The organism is Spirosoma rhododendri (assembly GCF_012849055.1).
Classification (GTDB): Bacteria; Bacteroidota; Bacteroidia; order Cytophagales; family Spirosomataceae; genus Spirosoma; species Spirosoma rhododendri.
The window spans coordinates 4313241-4331658 of sequence record NZ_CP051677.1 but is presented as its reverse complement, the minus strand read 5'-3'; the positions used below and the strand labels follow the sequence as shown (position 1 = coordinate 4331658).

Genomic DNA, 18418 nt, shown 5'->3' with positions numbered 1-18418 from the left:
AACCAAACGGCGGGCCCAGTATGGACATATATATTTTTGTGTAGCAACCCAGCCAGGTGGTTATCCAACTAGCGCCGATCTGGCTTGCCATTCTATCCACACCAGTTCGCAACTGTATCGGGCCAGGTAACGGTACTCGATACGTAAGCAAAAAGCCGTCCCAACGTTCTATTGAGACGGCTTTTTTGTGTGACATTGAGGCACTAGTCGTTCCACCACGGCTGGCGCGGGTAGGAACCACCCAGGCTGAACGGCTCGCCGATCCGGGGTGTCACCAGCGGCAGAGGTGTTTTAAGTACCTGCGCTTCCAGTCGTTTGATCGACTCATTCCACGAATGCACCGACAGGGCAAACTTCCCCCAGTGTACGGGCAGTAGCAGCTTGGTGCGGAGGTCGTGGGCGGCCTGCGCGGTTTGCTCGGGAAACATGTGAATGTTTGGCCAGTCTTTGCCGTATTGCCCGCATTCGAGCATTGCCAGATCAAACGGACCGAACTTCTCGCCGACAGTTTTGAACTGTTTGTCGTAGCCCGAATCTCCCCCGATAAACAGCCGGTAGCCGTTGAGGTTCAGCACAAGCGATGTCCAGAGGGTTTTGCCCCGCGTCAGGCTGCGCCCCGAGAAGTGGCGGGCGGGAGTGGCCGTCAGGCTGATACTGTCGCTGACGGTGTGGTTTTCCCACCAGTCGAATTCCACGATCTGCTCGGGGGTGTATCCCCAGCGCTCAAGGTGCGCCCCTACGCCCAGTGCGGTGTACACTTTCTTTACCTTCGGCAGCAGCTTTGGCAACGTGGCCGCATCGAGGTGGTCGTAGTGATCGTGCGTCAGAATCAGCATGTCGATTGGCGGCATGTCGTCGGCACTGTAGATGTTGGTGCCGGGAAATGCTTTGCTGAAAAACGACACGGGGGCTGTATAGCCGCTGAATACCGGGTCGACCAGAATCGTCGTGCCGTTTGATTTGATGAGGTATGAGGAGTGCCCGAACCAGACAACGGTGGGCGTACTGTCGGGCAGGGTAGTCAGGTCGGTGCGGACGGTGGGCAGCGGATGCTGCGGAACGTTGTCGGCTGGTTTGTCGAAAAAGTCACGGGCCATCTCCAGCTTCGATGCTTCCTGACGCATGACCTCGGTTGGTTCGATGTTCTGAAACGAGCCATCGCGGTAGTGCGGGGAACGCTGGATGCGGGCGAGCCGATCACCGGCTGGATTGCGTCCGAACGGCTGCGACTGTAGGAATAAAAAGACGCCAAGGGCCAGAACGGCTAGAATGAGAATTGTCGCTACCATGAAACGGCGGAAGGAAAACATATCCGGCAAACCGGTTCGGGTGGGCTTCGGTTCCTGAGCTACGGCACCAAAGCGGCTGCTCCGTTACCCATTCATACAGCTCGTCGGCCGGCCCTGCGCCGGATATGATCGAACCGAATCGATGAACAATCTGTTGGGAATGCGTTAATACGAAGGGGATATCTGACCACATAGCCCGACAGTCGATCGCGTAGTACACACCCTTTGTCCGGGCGACCGACTGAATACCTGACTTGATTTGCTTCTATGAATGATGTTTTCCCTGTAGATGTGCCCGGCATGGATGTGCCCGGCATGGACATGCCCGGCATGGACATGCCCCGCGTGGCGGTGTTTCGGAAGGAACACTTTAACGCGGCCCACCGGCTGCACAATCCCAATTGGTCCGACGAGAAAAATACGCGGGTCTATGGCAAGTGTAACAACCCCAACTACCACGGTCATAATTACGACCTGATTGTGCAGGTCACCGGCCCGATTGACCCCGAAACGGGTTATGTCATGGACATGAAGGTGCTGGGCGACCTGATTAAAGAGCGGGTCACCGACCACTTCGATCACAAAAACCTTAACCTCGACACGGCCGAGTTTGCTGACCTTAATCCGTCGGCCGAAAACATCGCCATCGTTATTTACCACCGGCTGCGAAGCCACTTACCTCAGGGGCTCGACCTCAAAATAAGACTCTATGAAACCGAACGGAACTTCGTCGAATACCCCGCCTAGTGACGGAAACCGGCATGCAAACGGTGTCCACCGCGACGGCATTCACCGCGACGGGCAGGGCTACAACGGGCATGACGTCGATCACCTGCTGGCCGACGAAATCGGTGACGTTCACGGTGCGGCTGCTCTTGACACACCGATGCGCCCCGACGCGTTTGATCTTGACGACGACACCAAAATCGACCTGATTGAAGAACATTTTCGGGAGATCATGAACGTACTGGGCCTCGACCTGACCGACGATAGCCTGAAAGGATCGCCCCGGCGTGTGGCCAAGATGTACGTCAACGAAATATTCAAAGGGCTCAACCCCGACAACAAGCCAGTAGCGACGCTGTTCGACAACAAGTTTCAGTACAACGAGATGTTGGTTGAGAAAGACATCAACGTACAGTCGTACTGCGAGCACCACTTTGTGCCGATTCTGGGTAAAGCGCACGTTGCGTACATATCCAGCGGCAAGGTGATCGGGCTGTCGAAGCTGAACCGAATCGTTGAATACTACAGTAAACGGCCGCAGGTGCAGGAGCGCCTGACCATGCAAATTGCCGACGAACTGAAGCGGGTGCTGCAAACCGACGACGTGGCCGTTATCATCGACGCTAAACACCTGTGCGTATCAACGCGGGGGGTGCAGGACCTCAACTCAACGACCATCACAGCTTCATACAGCGGCAAGTTCGAGGACGAAGCCACCCGGCAGGAGCTGCTGCGGTATATTGGATAGAGTTTTAAAGTTGAATAGTTGTAAAGTCGTAGGGTTGTAAAGTTGCCATCCGGCGTCAGCCAAGACGCGCCAGCAGCTTTACAATCCTACGATTTTATAACTTTATAACCATCCAGCCGTACAACCCGTTGTGTCGGCATGAACGGTAAGAATATCCTGATTATCGGTGCCAGCTCGGGCATCGGTCACGCATTAGCCCAGCAACTGCAAGCTGCCGGAGCCACCCTGTTTACCGCCGGTCGGCAACAGCCCGACGGCATCAACTCGACACACATGACGTGGGACGTCAGCCAGACGCCCGCTGCCGACGCGCTGACCAGCCTGCCCGACGTGCTGCATGGACTGGTGTACTGCCCCGGCACGATCAACCTCAAACCATTTCAGCGGCTTGAACCCGCCGACTACCGGGCCGATCTGGAAATCAATGTGATGGGGGCTATCGCGGCTATTCATACCTCGTTTCCGGCTCTCAAAATGGCGAAAGGAGCCGGTATCGTGCTGTTCAGTACCGTTGCCGCCAAACTCGGCATGGGCCTGCATTCGTCGGTATCGGTGGCGAAATCGGCTGTTGAAGGACTAGCGAAGTCGCTGGCGGCTGAGTTTGCTCCGCTGAAAATTCGCGTCAACGCCGTTGCACCGTCGCTCACCGACACACCGCTGGCAACCAACCTGCTCAGCACCGACGAACGGCGCGATGCCGCCAACAAACGCCATCCGCTCAGCCGGGTTGGCACACCCGACGACATTGCCAGCATGGCCGCTTACCTGCTCGACGATAAAGCCAGCTGGATAACGGGGCAGATTATCGGCGTCGACGGCGGTATGGGAAGTTTGAAATAAAGCTTTACTCAAACAAAAAAGGGTCAATTCATTACGAATTGACCCTTTTTTGTTGACTTGTCAACCTATTCCGGCTTGCCGTCGACCATGCGCCGGATGCCGAGCGGGTTGGCCTGTTGCAGCGCGAGCGGCAGCAGGTCGTCGGGGAAACTCTGGTAGCTGACGGGCCGTACGAAGCGGAGGATAGCCCCCGTCCCGACCGAGGTCGAGCGGCCTCCGTCGGTAGTAGCGGGGTAGGGTCCGCCGTGGGTCATGGCTTCGCTGACCTCCACACCGGTCGGGAAGCCGCCGAACAGCACGCGCCCGGCTTTCGCCTGCAACAGCTCGACCCAGTTCATGTCTGATTGCCGGAGTTCATCGGTCGTTGCGTAGAGCGTGGCGGTCAGCTGACCTTCGAGCTGACTCAGGCAGTCGCGCAGGGCGGCTTCCGATTCGCAGACTACGAGCAGCGAACTGGGACCGAACACTTCTTCGCCCAGCTCGGCGTTCGCCATAAACTGCGACGAGGTCGTTGTCAGCAACGTTGGCCGACCCTGATTCTGGTTGGGCTGAGCGTTGGTTTCGCTTTCGGCCCGGCGATGAACCCCCGGCATCAGGGCCAGGTGGTCGATACCCTGCTCGAATGCCTGCCGAATGCCATCGGTCAGCATCGTGGCGGGTGCCGATGCCCGAATCTTCTCCGATACCGTGTCCAGAAAAGCATCGGTGTTGGGTGAGTCGAGCAGGAAAACCAGCCCCGGATTGGTGCAGAACTGCCCGACACCCAGCGTAATCGAAGCCGCCAGACCCCCGGCGACCGTTGCGGCCGACGACGGTCCTTCCTGATTGGCGATGGCCCCCGGCAGAATGACAACCGGGTTAACGGCGCTCATTTCGGCGTAAACCGGAATGGGTTCGGGGCGATTTTGCGCGACCCGCAGCAGGGCCAGTCCACCTCGGCGCGAACCGGTAAAGCCCACCGCTTTGATGGCCGGATGGGCGACCAGCGCCTGCGCCACCTCATTGTCAGCGTGGAGAAGCGAGAACGTACCATCGGGCATACCGGTCTGTTTGGCGGCAGCAATGATAGCTTCACCCACCAGCGACGAGGTGCCGGGGTGTGCCGGGTGCGCTTTGAATACGACCGGGCAGCCAGCCGCCAGCGCCGACGCGGTATCGCCCCCGGCGACGGAAAATGCCAGTGGGAAGTTGCTGGCACCGAAAACGGCTACCGGCCCCAGCGGCACCAGCATCTGCCGCAGGTCGGGGCGTGGCAGGGGTTGCCGGTCGGGGAGGGCGGGGTTGATTCGGGCGTCGACCCAGGAGCCTTCGCGGATCAAACTGGCAAACAGGCGGAGCTGCCCCATCGTGCGGCCGCGCTCACCCGTAATCCGGCCCGTTGGCAGGCCACTTTCGAGCACCGCCCGCTCGATCAGTTCATCACCCAGCGCGTCGATCTGACTCGCGATAGCGTCCAGAAAGTCGGCCCGTTTGTGGGGGTGCAACTGGCTGTACGGCCCAAAAGCCGCAGCCGCTTTCTCGACGGCTGCGTTGGCCTGAGTGGCCGTAACATTGGTAAACCCGTCGGGCAGCGATTCCCCCGCAGCGGGTGCGTAGGCCATAAACGGCAACCCGTCGCCCTGAACGGCTTCCTGGCCGATAAAGCTGACGTTGAGTTGATTCTGAGTAAGCATAGCGTGTTTAAAGTTCAATGGTTAAGGGGTAAGGTTCAGCACATTAAACATTGAACCTTACCCCTTAAACCCAATTATACCATCGGCCCGACGCGTTCGAGCAGGGCTTTGGTTTTGCGGATGCCGTCGTATTCGTTCAGCGTATCTCCTTCGTATTCAATACCGACCGTGCCTTTAAAGCCGCTGTCTTTTACGATCTTCATGATGCGCGGGTAGTCTGTTTCGACGCAGTTACCACTGCCGTCGAAGTTGAACGTTTTGGCCGACACCCCTTTGGCGTAGGGCATCAGGTCTTTGGTGCCAGTGTAGCGGTCATACTCGTCGGCGCAGCTGTGGTCGGCGTTACGTTTGATGCAGAAATTGCCGAAGTCGGGCAGCGTACCCACGTTTTTGCGGTTGACCTGCTTCATCACGTTGGCCAGCCACTGTCCGTTGGACGAGTAGCCGCCGTGATTCTCGACGATGACGTTGATGCCCGTTTTGCCGGCAAACTCACCCAGCCGGCTCAGTCCCTCGATAGCGCCTTTGCTGACTTCCTCCGCCGTGCCCTCACCGGCCGCGTTGACCCGGATGGTTTTACAGCCTAGATACTTTGCGCACTCGACCCATTTGTAGTGATTCTCAACGGCTTTGGTGAGTTCGGCTTTATCGGTCGAGCCCAGGTTGCCTTCTCCGTCGATCATAATCAGGTGATTCGTTACGCCGTTATCCTTGCAGCGGGTCAGCAGATCGGCGAGGTAGGTTTTGTCCTGCGCTTTGTCTTTGAAAAACTGATTGACAAACTCGATGATACTGATGTCGAACTCCTTGCGGGCAATGGCCGGGAAATCGAGGTTAGTGATTTTTTTGGCGAACAGGGCTTTGTGCAGCGACCATTCGGCCAATGAAATGTCGAAAAACAGCTTGCGGGGTGCAGCTTCGGCGAAGAGCGTTGGCGTCAGGCTCAGGGCCGCCAGCGAACCGGCCGTTTGTTTGATGAAATCACGTCGGGTAGCGTTCATATTGGTCAGGAAAAAGGGTTTCTTTTACTTACAAAAGACCGCTTTCCCCCGCGAAAAAACAAACGAACGGCCCCTCCGGCAACAGCCCGTAAAGTCCGGGGTCGGGTTGCGCCAGTTTTATACGTACTTTGGTCACTTTTCTACCAGCTATGATTTCGCTCGACACTATTCTCGCGGCTCACGATCGCATCCGGCCGCATATTCACCATACGCCCGTTCTGACCAACCACACTATCGATGAGCAGACAGGGGCATCGTTGTTTTTCAAGTGCGAAAACTTCCAGAAAATTGGGGCATTCAAAGCCCGTGGCGGCCTGAATGCCGTGTTGCAGGTCGCGGACAGCCGGGAAGGAAAGGCGATTGCTACCCATTCGTCGGGCAACCACGCACAGGCCGTTGCGTATGCCGCCCGGCAGGTGGCCATGCCCGCTTATATCGTGATGCCGCGCACGGCTCCGCAGGTGAAGAAAGAAGCGGTGCGCGGCTACGGAGCCGAGGTGGTCGAGTGCGAACCCACGCAGGCGGCCCGCGAAGCCGGTGTGCAGGCGGTCATGGCGCAGACGGGGGCGGTGCTTGTACACCCCTATGACGACGACCGCGTTATTGCCGGGCAGGCGACAGCGGCCGTCGAACTGATCGCCGATTATAACAACCCGCCCTTCGATCTGATCCTGACGCCGGTGGGTGGGGGCGGGCTGCTCAGCGGTACCGCGCTGGCAACGCATTACCTGTCGCCCACGACCCGCGTTATCGGCTGCGAGCCAGCCGGAGCTGCCGACGCGGTGCTATCGTTTGAGAGTGGCCGACTGGAAAGTGCGCCTTACATCGACACGATCGCCGATGGCCTGACGGCCCGCCTGAGCGAACGCACGCTGGGCTACATTCGGCAGCACGTATCGCAGATCCTGACCGTGCCCGACGCCGATATCGTCGCGGCCATGCGGCTGGTATGGGAGCGGATGAAGATCATCATCGAACCGTCGTGCGCGGTGCCACTGGCCGTGGTCCTGCGCTACCCCGACCTGTTCAGAGGCAAAAAAATCGGTATCATCCTGACCGGCGGCAACGTCGACCTCGGTAAGTTGCCGTTTTAATTTTTTTTGACGGGATTTTATTGGACAGGATTACAGCCGGGCCGACGTTCGGATTGACAGGATTTCGCGGCTACAGAAAAGAAGATTCAAATCCTGTCAATCCTGTCCAAAGAACTGTCTGTATATACTATGCTAATTCAGTCGATTACCCCGGAGCAGACGTACCCGCTGCGGCACACGGTGCTGTGGCCCGATAAGCCGTACGAATACGTGCGGGTCGATAACGATCACGAAGGGCACCACTACGGCGCTTTTCTGGATGAGAAGCTCGTCGCGGTAATCTCGCTGTTTGTCTATCCCGACAACGGGCAGACGGTTGCCCGGTTTCGGAAGTTCGCTGCCCACCCCGACTACCAGCGGCAGGGGATCGGTACGCTGCTCATGCAGCACATACTGACCGAAGCCCGGCGCATGAAGGCAACCCGGCTCTGGTGCGACGCCCGGCTCGACGCGGCCGATTTTTATCGCCGGTTCGGGATGCAGCCCGTCAGCGACGTGTTTTACAAAGGCCCCGTTCCCTACGCAGCCTACTCGGTTGCGCTGACGGAGAATGCGGGTTAACATTGCCTTAAACTGTATACCCGTTTAGTTGGTTGAGTATATATAGCCGGCAACAAAACAAAGCCGGGGTCTATTGACTCAACATGAACAAACAAGCACTCTTACTGGCGGCTGTGCTCGTCGCCACGTTTGCCGCCTGTAGCGACAAAAAGAAAAGCGAGGGCACGGCCGAACGGGTCGAAACGGCTGACACGACGCTTGTGCTGCCAGCGCCGTACGCAACGAAATCAGCGAAAAACTTCAGCAACGTAGTGGATTGGCCCGCCGGAAAAACACCGCAGGCACCCGCCGGTTTCACCGTCACCGAGTATGCCGGGGACCTGGTGAACCCCCGCTGGATGTACGTAGCCCCCAACGGCGACGTGTTTGTGGCGGAAGCCAACACCGAGCGGAAAGGCATCAAGAAAGAAGTCATCAACGCCGTGACGGGCCGGGACAAATCGGAACGGTCGGGAGCGAGTGCCAACCGGATCACCGTGTTTCGCGATACCAACAAAGACGGTAAGCCCGACATGCGCGAAGTGTTCCTGACGGGGCTCAACCAACCGTTCGGCATGCTGGTCATCGGCGATAAATTTTACGTGGCCGACACCGATGCCCTGATGATGTACCCATACAAGGAAGGGCAAACGAAAATGACCGCGCCGGGTAAAAAAATCCTGTCGCTGCCCGCCGGTGGGTATAACAATCACTGGACCCGCAACCTGCTGGCCAGCCCCGATAACAAGAAAATTTACGTGTCGGTCGGGTCGGGGAGCAACGTTGGTGAAAACGGGATGGAGAACGAAGTTCGCCGGGCCAACATTCTGGAAATCAACCCCGACGGTACGGACGAGCGCATTTACGCCAGCGGCCTGCGGAACCCGGTCGGGATGGGTTGGCAACCGACTACCAACAAACTGTACACGGCTGTGAATGAGCGCGATGAGTTGGGCGACGAGCTGGTGCCCGATTACCTGACGAGCGTGAAAGAAGGGGCTTTCTACGGTTGGCCGTACTCCTATTACGGACAGAATGTTGACCCGCGCCGGAAAGACGAACGCCCCGATCTGGTTAAAAAAGCCGTTGTGCCCGACGTACCGCTGGGGCCGCATACGGCATCGCTCGGACTGGCTTTTTACAACAAATCGGCTTTCCCGGCTAAGTACCAGAACGGCGCGTTTATCGGTCAGCACGGATCCTGGAACCGGTCGACACTGTCGGGTTACAAAGTTGTGTTTGTGCCGTTCAACGATGGTAAGCCCGGCACGCCCGAAGACTTCCTGACGGGCTTTATCGTCGGCAACAACAAAGACGTGTACGGTCGGCCGGTGGGGGTAACCGTACTGCCCGACGGCGCGATGCTCGTCACCGACGACGTATCGAACCGCATCTGGCGCGTATCGGCCAGGAGCTAGGCGGTAGCCTTACCAAACAGAAGCGGGGAGCCTGATTATCAGGCTCCCCGCTTCTGTTTGGTAGTAACGTTGTTTTGGCAGAAAGGCTTCTTAAAACTGGAAGAAAGCCCGCGCCCGAAGTCCGCCCGACAGGCTGCTGACCCAGTCCGGGTCAGGCTGCGACGAAATGGTCAGAATTGGGCCGGCCTGTATGCCCCAGTGTTTCCGCTGCCATTCGACGGTAGCACCCAGCGTGACGTTGTTCAGCATCGAAACCGGGCGATACTGGCAATCCGCATTCGAGCTGTATTCCGACCCATAGCCGTAAGGAGGCATACTGGGCGGACGACGGATGATGTACGACACCTGCTCCTGACTTTGCAGGTTAAGAATCGTTCCGAGCGTTGGCGTAATGGCAAACGACGAACTGACCGGCAGTCGATAGCCGATGGTAAGTGGCATGACAAGCCGGACGGTTTGCAGACCGATGTTGATGATCTCATGCCGGGGATCGATTCGTTTTTCCAAACCAAACTCACGGCGGAAATCTGACCCCGCGGGGCCACCTACGAGTCCGGCCTGGTACCGCTGGTTAAAGATCCCTTCGGTTATGTAGTTGCCATTGTCGAACGTGGCCCGGCTGATTCCGATACTGAACGTAACGTGTTTGCCGGCAAGTAACTCCGCGTAGCCACCGGCGCTCCACAACCGGCCGTTCAGATCGCTGCCAGCACCGATCCGGACTTTTACGAGTGACGGCGCAGACTGGCGGGCGGGCTTCTCCGGAGCGGCCTGCTCCTCGCTGGATTTGGCCAGTGTCGGCCCACCCACGACGACAGTCCGCGCTGGGCGCATGCGTCGGCTGCGTTGCAGCAACCGCTGGTCCCAGGCGATGTTGCTTGCCAGAACCGGCTGAACCTGAATCGGTTCGGCTACGATGGCTGCCAGCCCGGCTATTTCGCCCGCTACCGACGCCGGTTTATCTGTCCGTGCATCGATCCGCTCGATCACTTCCGTGCGGGAAATGGAGGGGGTATTACTGCCCGCCACCGATTCACTCCCGGACGGAATAGACGTACCGTTCGAGCCGCTGCCCGCACCTGCGTTACCACCGACCGGCTTGTCCCGACCGATCGTGGCTGTGTTACGGTCGATGGCCGCTCCCGCACGATCACCGGCGCGGTTAGCCCCCGACTGGCGGGCCAGGGATGACGACTGATTTCTGGACGGCTGGCCCGGTTCACGAATACCCGACTCACTCGTACCCGGTTGCTCGGTTGAGCCGCTGGGCCGGTCGGCTGGGGTTGTTGCGCGCTGGTTGCCAGCAACCGTCGCTGGTTCGACAGCGTCGACCGGTCGATTGGCGGTCGGGGCTGGTTTTGCCGAAGTATACCGTCGTTGTGGTACGTCACGGTCAGCCGTGGATTCACGATCAGCCACTGATTCGGTGGACCGGTCGATAGCTGCGTTCGGTGTGCGCGCCAGTCGCTCGGTCCGCTCTGGGGTGGTGGTTGCCGGAACGCGGATGTAGCGGTCGATGTACACCGTATCCCGCACCACGGCCGGTGCCGATTCGGGCGCGTCGGTAGCGTCCGTATCGGTGGCAGATCGGTCGGAGCGGGTCAGCATCGACGTGTCAGTGGTAATTGTCCGGGCCGAGTCGACCTGAGCAGTGGTGTGACCCGTTGGCTGGGTCGAGTTACGTAAACGGTTTAATTCATAGGTCTGATAAAGGGTGGTACCTAAAAACAAGGCGGTGCCGGCCGCACCGGCAGCAATAAGTCGGGCAGCCTGCCCCGAAAACATACGAGGCCGCGTGGGCGTTGCGTTGGGCAGCGGGCCAGTCTGTTTCAACATGGCCTGCATCTTCGTCCAGTCTCGTTCGGAAAATTCGGGGCGGATACTGTCCAGCTTTCGCCGGATACTATCGGCAAATCGGTCAGTTTTCATAATAGCGCATGGAGCCGTCGGGGCTCGGATTGTTGTGGAGTAGTGTGGCTTCCTTAATGAGTACCTGTAATTTCTGCCGGGCGCGGGCAAAGTTGGAGCGGACTGTCGCTTCGTTGTGCGCGAGCAGCCCCGCAATCTCGTGGAGCGTATACCCGTCGACCACGTGCATCATAAACACGGTGCGGTAGGTAGGGGAGAGTTGCTGTACGAGCGCCAAAATCTCGTCGGCCGCCATCCGATCGACAATGTTATCGTCAAAGGCGACCTGCTCGCCCGACTCCAGATCACTGTGATTGTCGTACCGCTGGTTGCGTCGGTAATGACTGATGGCCGTATTGACCAGAATCGTACGCAGCCATGCTTTGAACGGTTGCCCGTCGTCGTATCGGTCGAGGTTCTGGAACACTTTCAAAAACCCCTCATTCAGCACGTCTTCGGCTTCTTCCCGGCTGGATGTGTAGCGCAGGCAGATGCTTTTCGCGTAGCCGAAAAATTGTTTGAACAGGGTGCGCTGCGCGCGTGCGTCGCCGGAGCGGCAGGCCTGAATGACACTGGGGAGGTCAGCTTCCTGAAATGAAGGTGATTTTCTGAACAGCAAGGCCGGTGTCGATTAAAATAGAACGTGGCATAGACTCTATGCTGGTACGCGCTGAACTAACGAACCGTTGCATCAGATCGCGCCAATAAAACGATCTATTTTCTTACTGTCGTGTGCCACGTTTGAAAACAAGCCCACGTAACGACTAGCAGACACCGTTTATTTCGATTGCGACATGAAAATACTGGTCATCGGCGACGCACACGTAACGGGTTTTGGTCTGTCGGCCGGGCAGGTTGGTTTCGTCGGGCACTTTGTTCGGCAGATTAGCCGGGCCGGACAGCCGGTCACCGTCGAACTGCATTCCCCGCCAACGCTGGCCGACTGCCACGCCCAACTGGTCCGGTTGCCGCTGGAACGCTACGACCTCATTATCTGGCAATGTGGTGCCGACGCCTTATCCCAGCCGCCAACCCCGACTGAGCCGACCACGGGCTGGCAGCGGATTTGCCAGCAAATTCGAGCAGTCGTAAGCGGTAAATCGATGCGGGATGATGCCGCGACTTACCGGCAGGCGATGCTTACCCTGCTCCGGCCGCAACGGCACAAAGTGCTGATTATGCTGCCCATTGAGCAGCCGCAGGATCTTACGTGGTGGGGGCGGCAACAGCGTCGGGCTTTTCTGGGAGAAGGGTATCAACAGGGGTTCAGTATGTTCGACACCAGTTTGCACGTTCGCCCCACCGATGAATACTTCCTAGACCGGCACCCTGCGTACCTGAACGCCATTAGTCACGAACTCATCGGCCGCGCTCTGTTCGACTTTTATCAGGCCACCCCTACCATCGTCGCTATACGATGGGTGCGAAAAAACGAGTAATTTACAATAGACAAATCGTTTGTTTACATTGTTCAGTTTATATAATGTAAACTGTTGTTAATCAGTATGTAAACTGAACAATGTAAACCGTTAAACGACCACTTCGCGGTGTTGCGTCGGCTCGCTGACGGGCGTTTCCGGGGCGATATCTTTCTTGCGGCTCATGTAGGTGTAGATGACCGGAACGACGTAGAGTGTCAGCACCAGCGAGAATAGTAGCCCACCCACGATCACGATACCGAGCGGAACCCGGCTCTTGGAAGCCGACCCGAGCGCGAGGGCCAGCGGGAGCGCACCGAAGGCCGCCACAAGGGTTGTCATCAGAATAGGGCGGAGTCGCAGGGCCGCCGATTCCACGGCCGCGTCGAATTTGTTCTTACCCGTCAGCCGCTGTTCATTGGCGAATTCCACGATCAGAATTCCGTTTTTCGTCACCAGCCCGACCAGCATAATGATACCGATCTGGCTAAAGATGTTCAGCGTCTGGTTAAACATCCAGAGCGAGAACACCGCCCCGGCCAACGCCAGCGGTACGGTAATCATGATGATGAGCGGGTCAATGAACGAGTCGAACTGAGCCGCCAGAATCAGGTACACCAGAATCAGGGCCAGGCCGAAGGCAAACAGGGTGTTCGATGAACTCTCCGCGTAATCGCGCGACGGCCCCGACAGAGCGGTCTGGAAACTTTGGTCGAGTACCCGCGCGGCAATGGCGTTCATAGCATTTACACCGTCGCCAATCGTTTTACCCGGTGCCAGACTGGCCGACACCGTCGCCGACTTAAACCGGTTATAGTGGTACACCTGCGGGGGGCTGCTGACCTCCTGAAACTTCACCAAATTGTCGAGCTGAACCAGTTCGCCCTGATTCGAGCGCACGTAAAAGGATTGCAGCTTATCGGGCGCGTCGCGGTCTCGCCGGTCGACCTGCCCGATGACCTGATACTGCTTACCGTTCATCAGAAAGTACGCCAGCCGCCGGTTGCTGAGGGCCAGTTGCAGGGTTTGGGCCACGTCCTGCACCGAGATGCCGAGGTTGGTCGCTTTTTCCCGGTCGATGCTGATGTTCAGTTCAGGCTTGTTAAACTTCAGGTCGACATCGGAGGTCTGGAACGTCGGGTCTTTCGCTACTTCGTCAAGGAAGATCGGCAGCTTTTCGCGCAGCTTCTCGAAGTTCAGATTCTGCAACACAAACTGCACCGGCAGACCACCGCCCCGGCCCACCTGAATCGTCTGGTCCTGGGTGGCGAACATCCGCGCTTCGCTGAATTTTTTCAGGTTCTTCGTGATAAAATCGACGATTTCCTGCTGCGACCGGACCCGCTCGTTGGGTTCGGTAAGGTTGACCAGCACGAAAGACGAGTTGACGGCTCCCGCCCCTGAGAAACCAGGCGCAACCACGCTGAAGGCCAGCCGCGTTTCGGGAATCGAGTCAAGCACAAACTGCATCACCTTGTCGGTCACGTTCGCCTGCGATTCGTAGCTTGTTCCCTCTGGCGATGTGATGGCGATACGGGTGCGGCCCCGGTCTTCCAACGGAGCCAGTTCCGACTTGAGCAGTGCGCCCAGCCCCACGATCATAATCAGGCAACCGGCAATCATAACGAACGCCCAGCCGCGTTTTTTCATGAAGCCATCGAGCGAATCGCGGTAGCTGGTGTCGAGCCAATGAAAAAACGGCTCTGTTTTCTGGTAAAACCACGACCGTTTGCTGTGGTCTTTAGCGGTCATTTTCACGCTCAGCACCGGGGTCAGCGTCAGCGAAACGAAGGCCGAAATCAGGACAGCCCCCGCCACGACAATACCGAACTCGCGGAACAGGCGACCGACGAAGCCTTCGAGGAAAATGATGGGCAGGAATACCACCGCCAGCGTAATCGAGGTAGCCAGTACGGCAAAGAAAATCTCGTTGGAGCCTTCTTTGGCCGCCTGCTGGGTGTCCATGCCCTGCTCGATTTTCTTGTAAATATTCTCCGTGACAACAATACCATCGTCGACCACGAGCCCCGTCGCCAGTACGACGCCCAGCAGGGTTAGTACGTTGATACTGAAGTCGGCCACGTACATGATGAAGAACGCGCCGATGAGCGAAACGGGAATGTCGATCAGGGGGCGGAAGGCGATAAGCCAGTCCCGGAAGAAGAGGTAGATGACGAGCACGACCAGCACGAACGACAGGATCAGCGTTTCGCCCACTTCTTCAATAGCGCGCCGGATAAACGTGCTCCGGTCGATACCGACGTTGACCAGAATATCGCTTGGTAAGTCTTTTTTCAGCGCGTCGAATCGTTTGTAGAACTCATCGGCGATGCTGACATAGTTGGCACCCGGCTGCGGAATCAGCACCAGAATCACGCCCACGGCTCCGTTCTGTTTGGAGAGGGTTTCTTCGTTTTCGGCCCCCAGCGTCGCGTAGCCTACGTCTTTAAACCGCACGATCTGGTTGGCCGTCTGCCGCAGAATCAGGTTGTTGAAGTCTTCTTCTGTTGTGAGTCGACCCACGGCTTTTACGGTCAGCTCGGTCGTGTTGCCATACACCTTACCGCTGGGTAGTTCGACGTTCTGCGCGTTCAGGGCCGCCTGGATATCCTGCGACGTCAGGCGGTAGGCCGACAGTTTGATGGGGTCGATCCAGAGCCGCATCGCCTGCCGCTTCAACCCGTAGATATTAGCCTGACTAACGCCAGGAATGGTCTGTAGTCGCTCCTGCAAGACGTTCTCCGCGTAGTCCGACAGCTGGGTCGGGTTGCGGGTTGTGCTTTGCACGGTCATGAAAATGATAGGGTCGGAGTTGGCGTCGGCTTTCGTTACCACCGGGGGGGCGTCGATGTCCTGCGGCAACTGCCGCTGGGCCTGCGCTACCTTGTCGCGTACGTCGTTGGCGGCCCGCTCCAGATCCACGTCGAGGTTAAACTCAACCGTAATCGTACTGGCACCCAGCGCGCTGTTGGATGAAATAGTCCGAATCCCTTCGACGCTGTTCAGCGATTTTTCAATCGGCTCGGTAATCTGTGACTCAACAATGTCGGGGTTGGCACCCGTATAGTTGGTGCGGACGGTAATCACCGGCGGGTCGATGGCCGGGTACTCGCGTACGCCCAGAAATGTAAAGCCAATGACCCCGAACAGCACGATGACGATCGACATCACCATCGCGAAGACCGGGCGGTTCAGACTTAGTTCGGGTAGACTCATGGTTCGTTGAGTTTTACAACTCTATTTTGTTGCCACTTTGGGTCCCGCGCCGGGGAGGGTAATCGTTTTGCCTACTTTCACCGGCGCGTCGGGCTTGAGGAACAGCAGACCCGTTGTCGCGACGGTATCGCCAGCGGTCAGGCCCGACAGGACCTGAATCGAACCGGCCGTCCGTAGGCCCGTCGTTACATCTTTAAACTGGGCTTTGCCGTTTTTTATGACGACAACCTGGTTCGTGCGTGTCTGCGGAATTACGGCCTGCGTTGGTACTACCAGCGCATTGTCGGTCTGTACCGTCAGCGTTACGCGGGCAAACGTCCCCGGCCGGAACCGGCTCGACGAGTTGGCCACCCGCGCCCGTATCCGCAGGTTGCGCGTTTGCTCCTCCACACCCGGCTCGATGGCATATACCGTGCCCTGGTTGGTCGTATTGCTGCCATCGACCTGGAACGAAATCAGCGATCCGGTTCTGACAGACGGACCGTATTTTTCGGGAATCGAGAAATCCAGTTTCAGCGATGACACCTGTTGCAGTCGCGCGATCAGCGTATTGGGCGATACGAGTGCACCCGAACTGACGTTGCGCAGGCCGATGATACCCGAAAAAGGTGCCCGGATCTCGGTACGTTGCAGATTGGCCTTCACCAGATCGATGTCGGCCAGCGACGAGCGTAGGTTGGTCGTGACAATGTCGTACTCCTGCTGACTGATGCCGCCCCGCGCCAGGAGCTGCTTGTTTCGCTCTTCGGTCCGCCGGGCGTTGTCGGCCTGGGCTTGTAGCTTCTGCAACTGCGCCCGCAAATCGGCGTCGAACAGTTTTACCAGCAGCTGCCCCTTCGCGACGGGCTGACCCTCCTGAATGGTAAGCTGTGTGATACGGGCCGAAATTTCGGGGTAGATATCAACCTGTTCAGCGGCCAGTAGTGAGCCGCTCGTGATAACGTTTTCTTTGATGTCCTGCGCCCGCACGACGTAGGCATTGACGGCTGGCGTAGGCCCTTTACCAGCGCCCCCCTCTTTGCCGGGTGCGCCTTTTTTGTCGCCACCGCCCCCTCCGCCGGGCGATGAGCCGGGGGCCGGGTGCAGTACCTTATTGTACACAATGATTCCGCCGAGCACTAGCACGACGAGGCCGATAGCAATCCATCTTTTCACAGAAACAACGTTGCAGGGGAGGAACAGACACTGAATGAGTGCTTCGGGCGTTTGGTGCCCATTTACAAAGCTAGAATCCCTGTCCGTGATAACAACGCACTGATGCGTATTGATAAGCGAGTTTTCGGCTGAATTGCTGTTTTTTTTAGCTGAATACCCAAAAAACTAGTTTAAGGAGCGTAGTCTTCCCCACCGTCAAAAAACAAACACAATCCGCACGAATCAGGGCATCAAAAAGAGAAGAATCACAGCTATCTACCCGGATTAATGAAACTAAGTGACAATAATCGGGGTTAAAAACAGGTTAAAAAGACAAAAAATTGGTTGGTCTCAGAGTTGATCGACCGGCCGTAAACAAGTTTCCATTCATACGCACATGGCTGTTAACACTACAGTCGAGCCACAACCAACACCCACCGAACGGCTCATCCGGTTATTATCCACCGAGAAACAGGATATCATTTACGTTTATCTGTACGCTATCGTAGCTGGCCTTATCAGTTTGTCGCTGCCCCTTGGCACGCAGGCTGTATTCACACTGGTATCGAGCGGTACAGTTTTCAGTTCAATCTATGTGTTAATCGGGCTGGTTATTTTCGGCATCATCGTGTCGGGACTGTTGCTGGTCGCGCAGCAAACACTAGTCGAAATTCTCCAGCAGCGTGTCTTTGCCAAGGCCGCGCTCGAGTACACGTATCGACTGCCCCGTATCGACTCCGAAGCGCTGTCGGCGTATTACCCGCCTGAACTGATGAACCGCTTCTTCGATGTACTGACGATTCAGAAGGCCATGCCCAAACTGCTGGTCGACCTGACGACGGCAAGTGTACAGATCATCTTCGGTCTGCTACTGCTGGTAGCCTACCACCCGATTTTCATTGCGTTCGCCATCTTCGTCGTACTCGCTGTCTGGCTGATTACCAAGATCCTGTCGCCGAGCGGTATCGAAACGAGTCTGGCCGAGTCGAAATACAAGTACAAGGTAGTGGCTCATTTGGAGCAAATGGCGGCCGATCTACCGGAGAAAACGGTAATTCCCGACACTCAGGCCGAATCGATGGCGTACATGGATGAACTGGTGGCTGGCTACGTGGCCAAACGGCAGGCGCATTTCAGCGTGATCAAGAAATTCCTGTACAGTGGCGTGGCCTTTAAGGTGATCGTTGTGGGCGGGCTGCTCATTATGGGAACGACGCTGGTCGTAAGCCGGCAGATGTCGCTGGGGCAGTTCGTAGCGTCGGAACTGGTAATTGTAATCATTACGGGGTCCGTCGACAAATTCCTGACCGGTATTGAAACCATCTTCGACGCACTGTCGGGCGTGGAGAAAGTAGCCAACGTTACCGACCTGCCGCTGGCCATTGCGCCCGAACACCACGAGTAACCCACACA

The 18418-nt window shown here is 57.4% G+C and carries 15 protein-coding genes; 8 read left to right on the top strand and 7 right to left on the bottom strand.

Annotated elements, in window-relative coordinates; translation table 11 throughout:
- Nucleotides 1–203: 203 nt before the first annotated feature.
- The gene (locus tag HH216_RS18025; protein ID WP_254448498.1) at nucleotides 204–1289 is read right to left on the bottom strand and encodes an MBL fold metallo-hydrolase; all 1086 of its coding nucleotides are present in this window, start codon (nucleotides 1287–1289) and stop codon (nucleotides 204–206) included.
- 330 nt (nucleotides 1290–1619) lie between these two features.
- On the opposite strand from HH216_RS18025, the gene HH216_RS18020 reads away from it, so the two are divergent.
- From HH216_RS18020 to HH216_RS18010, 3 genes are all read left to right on the top strand, one after another.
- Nucleotides 1620–2036 (top strand): 6-pyruvoyl trahydropterin synthase family protein, encoded by a 417-nt coding sequence (locus HH216_RS18020; protein ID WP_169553435.1) that lies wholly within the window; start codon nucleotides 1620–1622, stop codon nucleotides 2034–2036.
- Nucleotides 1999–2763, top strand: a complete 765-nt coding sequence (gene folE / locus HH216_RS18015) for a GTP cyclohydrolase I FolE (RefSeq protein ID WP_169552055.1) — start codon at nucleotides 1999–2001, stop codon at nucleotides 2761–2763. Before HH216_RS18020 ends, folE begins: the two co-directional genes overlap by 38 nt.
- A gap of 138 nt (nucleotides 2764–2901) precedes the next feature.
- Nucleotides 2902–3603, top strand: a complete 702-nt coding sequence (locus HH216_RS18010) for an SDR family NAD(P)-dependent oxidoreductase (RefSeq protein ID WP_169552054.1) — start codon at nucleotides 2902–2904, stop codon at nucleotides 3601–3603.
- Between the two features lie 65 nt (nucleotides 3604–3668).
- Here HH216_RS18010 and HH216_RS18005 read toward each other — a convergent pair whose 3' ends face one another.
- Together HH216_RS18005 and HH216_RS18000 are read right to left on the bottom strand one after the other, a co-directional pair.
- Nucleotides 3669–5276 (bottom strand): aldehyde dehydrogenase (NADP(+)), encoded by a 1608-nt coding sequence (locus tag HH216_RS18005; RefSeq protein WP_174842720.1) that lies wholly within the window; start codon nucleotides 5274–5276, stop codon nucleotides 3669–3671.
- 74 nt (nucleotides 5277–5350) lie between these two features.
- On the bottom strand, nucleotides 5351–6277 hold the full coding sequence (locus HH216_RS18000) for a sugar phosphate isomerase/epimerase family protein (protein WP_169552053.1): 927 nt from the start codon (nucleotides 6275–6277) through the stop codon (nucleotides 5351–5353).
- Nucleotides 6278–6426: 149 nt separating this feature from the next.
- Between HH216_RS18000 and HH216_RS17995 the strand changes: the two genes are divergently transcribed.
- The 3 genes from HH216_RS17995 to HH216_RS17985 all read left to right on the top strand — a co-directional run bounded on the left by HH216_RS17995 (nucleotide 6427) and on the right by HH216_RS17985 (nucleotide 9329).
- Nucleotides 6427–7371 carry a threonine ammonia-lyase gene (locus tag HH216_RS17995; RefSeq protein ID WP_169552052.1) on the top strand — a complete coding sequence of 315 codons (945 nt, stop codon included), beginning with the start codon at nucleotides 6427–6429 and terminating at the stop codon, nucleotides 7369–7371.
- 129 nt (nucleotides 7372–7500) lie between these two features.
- The gene (locus HH216_RS17990; RefSeq protein WP_169552051.1) at nucleotides 7501–7932 is read left to right on the top strand and encodes a GNAT family N-acetyltransferase; all 432 of its coding nucleotides are present in this window, start codon (nucleotides 7501–7503) and stop codon (nucleotides 7930–7932) included.
- Nucleotides 7933–8015: 83 nt separating this feature from the next.
- Nucleotides 8016–9329 carry a PQQ-dependent sugar dehydrogenase gene (locus tag HH216_RS17985; RefSeq protein ID WP_169552050.1) on the top strand — a complete coding sequence of 438 codons (1314 nt, stop codon included), beginning with the start codon at nucleotides 8016–8018 and terminating at the stop codon, nucleotides 9327–9329.
- A 90-nt stretch (nucleotides 9330–9419) separates the two neighbouring features.
- On the opposite strand, the gene HH216_RS17980 is transcribed toward HH216_RS17985, so the two are convergent.
- Together HH216_RS17980 and HH216_RS17975 are read right to left on the bottom strand one after the other, a co-directional pair.
- On the bottom strand, nucleotides 9420–11258 hold the full coding sequence (locus HH216_RS17980; RefSeq protein ID WP_169552049.1) for a hypothetical protein: 1839 nt from the start codon (nucleotides 11256–11258) through the stop codon (nucleotides 9420–9422).
- Complete coding sequence (locus HH216_RS17975; RefSeq protein WP_169552048.1) at nucleotides 11248–11856, bottom strand: RNA polymerase sigma factor; 609 nt, start codon at nucleotides 11854–11856, stop codon at nucleotides 11248–11250. Before HH216_RS17975 ends, HH216_RS17980 begins: the two co-directional genes overlap by 11 nt.
- 175 nt (nucleotides 11857–12031) lie before the next feature.
- On the opposite strand from HH216_RS17975, the gene HH216_RS17970 reads away from it, so the two are divergent.
- A complete protein-coding gene (locus tag HH216_RS17970) occupies nucleotides 12032–12676 on the top strand; it encodes an SGNH/GDSL hydrolase family protein (RefSeq protein WP_169552047.1) in 645 nt (214 codons plus the stop codon).
- Between the two features lie 90 nt (nucleotides 12677–12766).
- Here the strand turns inward: HH216_RS17970 and HH216_RS17965 are convergent, their stop codons facing one another.
- On the bottom strand, nucleotides 12767–15871 hold the full coding sequence (locus tag HH216_RS17965) for an efflux RND transporter permease subunit (protein ID WP_169552046.1): 3105 nt from the start codon (nucleotides 15869–15871) through the stop codon (nucleotides 12767–12769).
- Between the two features lie 21 nt (nucleotides 15872–15892).
- A complete protein-coding gene (locus HH216_RS17960; protein ID WP_169552045.1) occupies nucleotides 15893–17026 on the bottom strand; it encodes an efflux RND transporter periplasmic adaptor subunit in 1134 nt (377 codons plus the stop codon).
- A 376-nt stretch (nucleotides 17027–17402) separates the two neighbouring features.
- On the opposite strand from HH216_RS17960, the gene HH216_RS17955 reads away from it, so the two are divergent.
- Nucleotides 17403–18410 carry an ABC transporter transmembrane domain-containing protein gene (locus HH216_RS17955; RefSeq protein WP_169552044.1) on the top strand — a complete coding sequence of 336 codons (1008 nt, stop codon included), beginning with the start codon at nucleotides 17403–17405 and terminating at the stop codon, nucleotides 18408–18410.
- Nucleotides 18411–18418 lie beyond the last annotated feature (8 nt).

Coding starts and splice junctions, on each gene's coding strand:
- HH216_RS17995 (WP_169552052.1), top strand. CDS start 6,427: ATGATTTCGCTCGACACTATTCTCGCGGCTCACGATCGCATCCGGCCG.
- HH216_RS17980 (WP_169552049.1), bottom strand. CDS start 11,258: ATGAAAACTGACCGATTTGCCGATAGTATCCGGCGAAAGCTGGACAGT.
- HH216_RS17985 (WP_169552050.1), top strand. CDS start 8,016: ATGAACAAACAAGCACTCTTACTGGCGGCTGTGCTCGTCGCCACGTTT.
- HH216_RS17955 (WP_169552044.1), top strand. CDS start 17,403: ATGGCTGTTAACACTACAGTCGAGCCACAACCAACACCCACCGAACGG.
- HH216_RS18025 (WP_254448498.1), bottom strand. CDS start 1,289: ATGGTAGCGACAATTCTCATTCTAGCCGTTCTGGCCCTTGGCGTCTTT.
- folE (WP_169552055.1), top strand. CDS start 1,999: ATGAAACCGAACGGAACTTCGTCGAATACCCCGCCTAGTGACGGAAAC.
- HH216_RS18010 (WP_169552054.1), top strand. CDS start 2,902: ATGAACGGTAAGAATATCCTGATTATCGGTGCCAGCTCGGGCATCGGT.
- HH216_RS18005 (WP_174842720.1), bottom strand. CDS start 5,276: ATGCTTACTCAGAATCAACTCAACGTCAGCTTTATCGGCCAGGAAGCC.
- HH216_RS17970 (WP_169552047.1), top strand. CDS start 12,032: ATGAAAATACTGGTCATCGGCGACGCACACGTAACGGGTTTTGGTCTG.
- HH216_RS18020 (WP_169553435.1), top strand. CDS start 1,620: ATGGACATGCCCCGCGTGGCGGTGTTTCGGAAGGAACACTTTAACGCG.
- HH216_RS17990 (WP_169552051.1), top strand. CDS start 7,501: ATGCTAATTCAGTCGATTACCCCGGAGCAGACGTACCCGCTGCGGCAC.
- HH216_RS17965 (WP_169552046.1), bottom strand. CDS start 15,871: ATGAGTCTACCCGAACTAAGTCTGAACCGCCCGGTCTTCGCGATGGTG.
- HH216_RS18000 (WP_169552053.1), bottom strand. CDS start 6,277: ATGAACGCTACCCGACGTGATTTCATCAAACAAACGGCCGGTTCGCTG.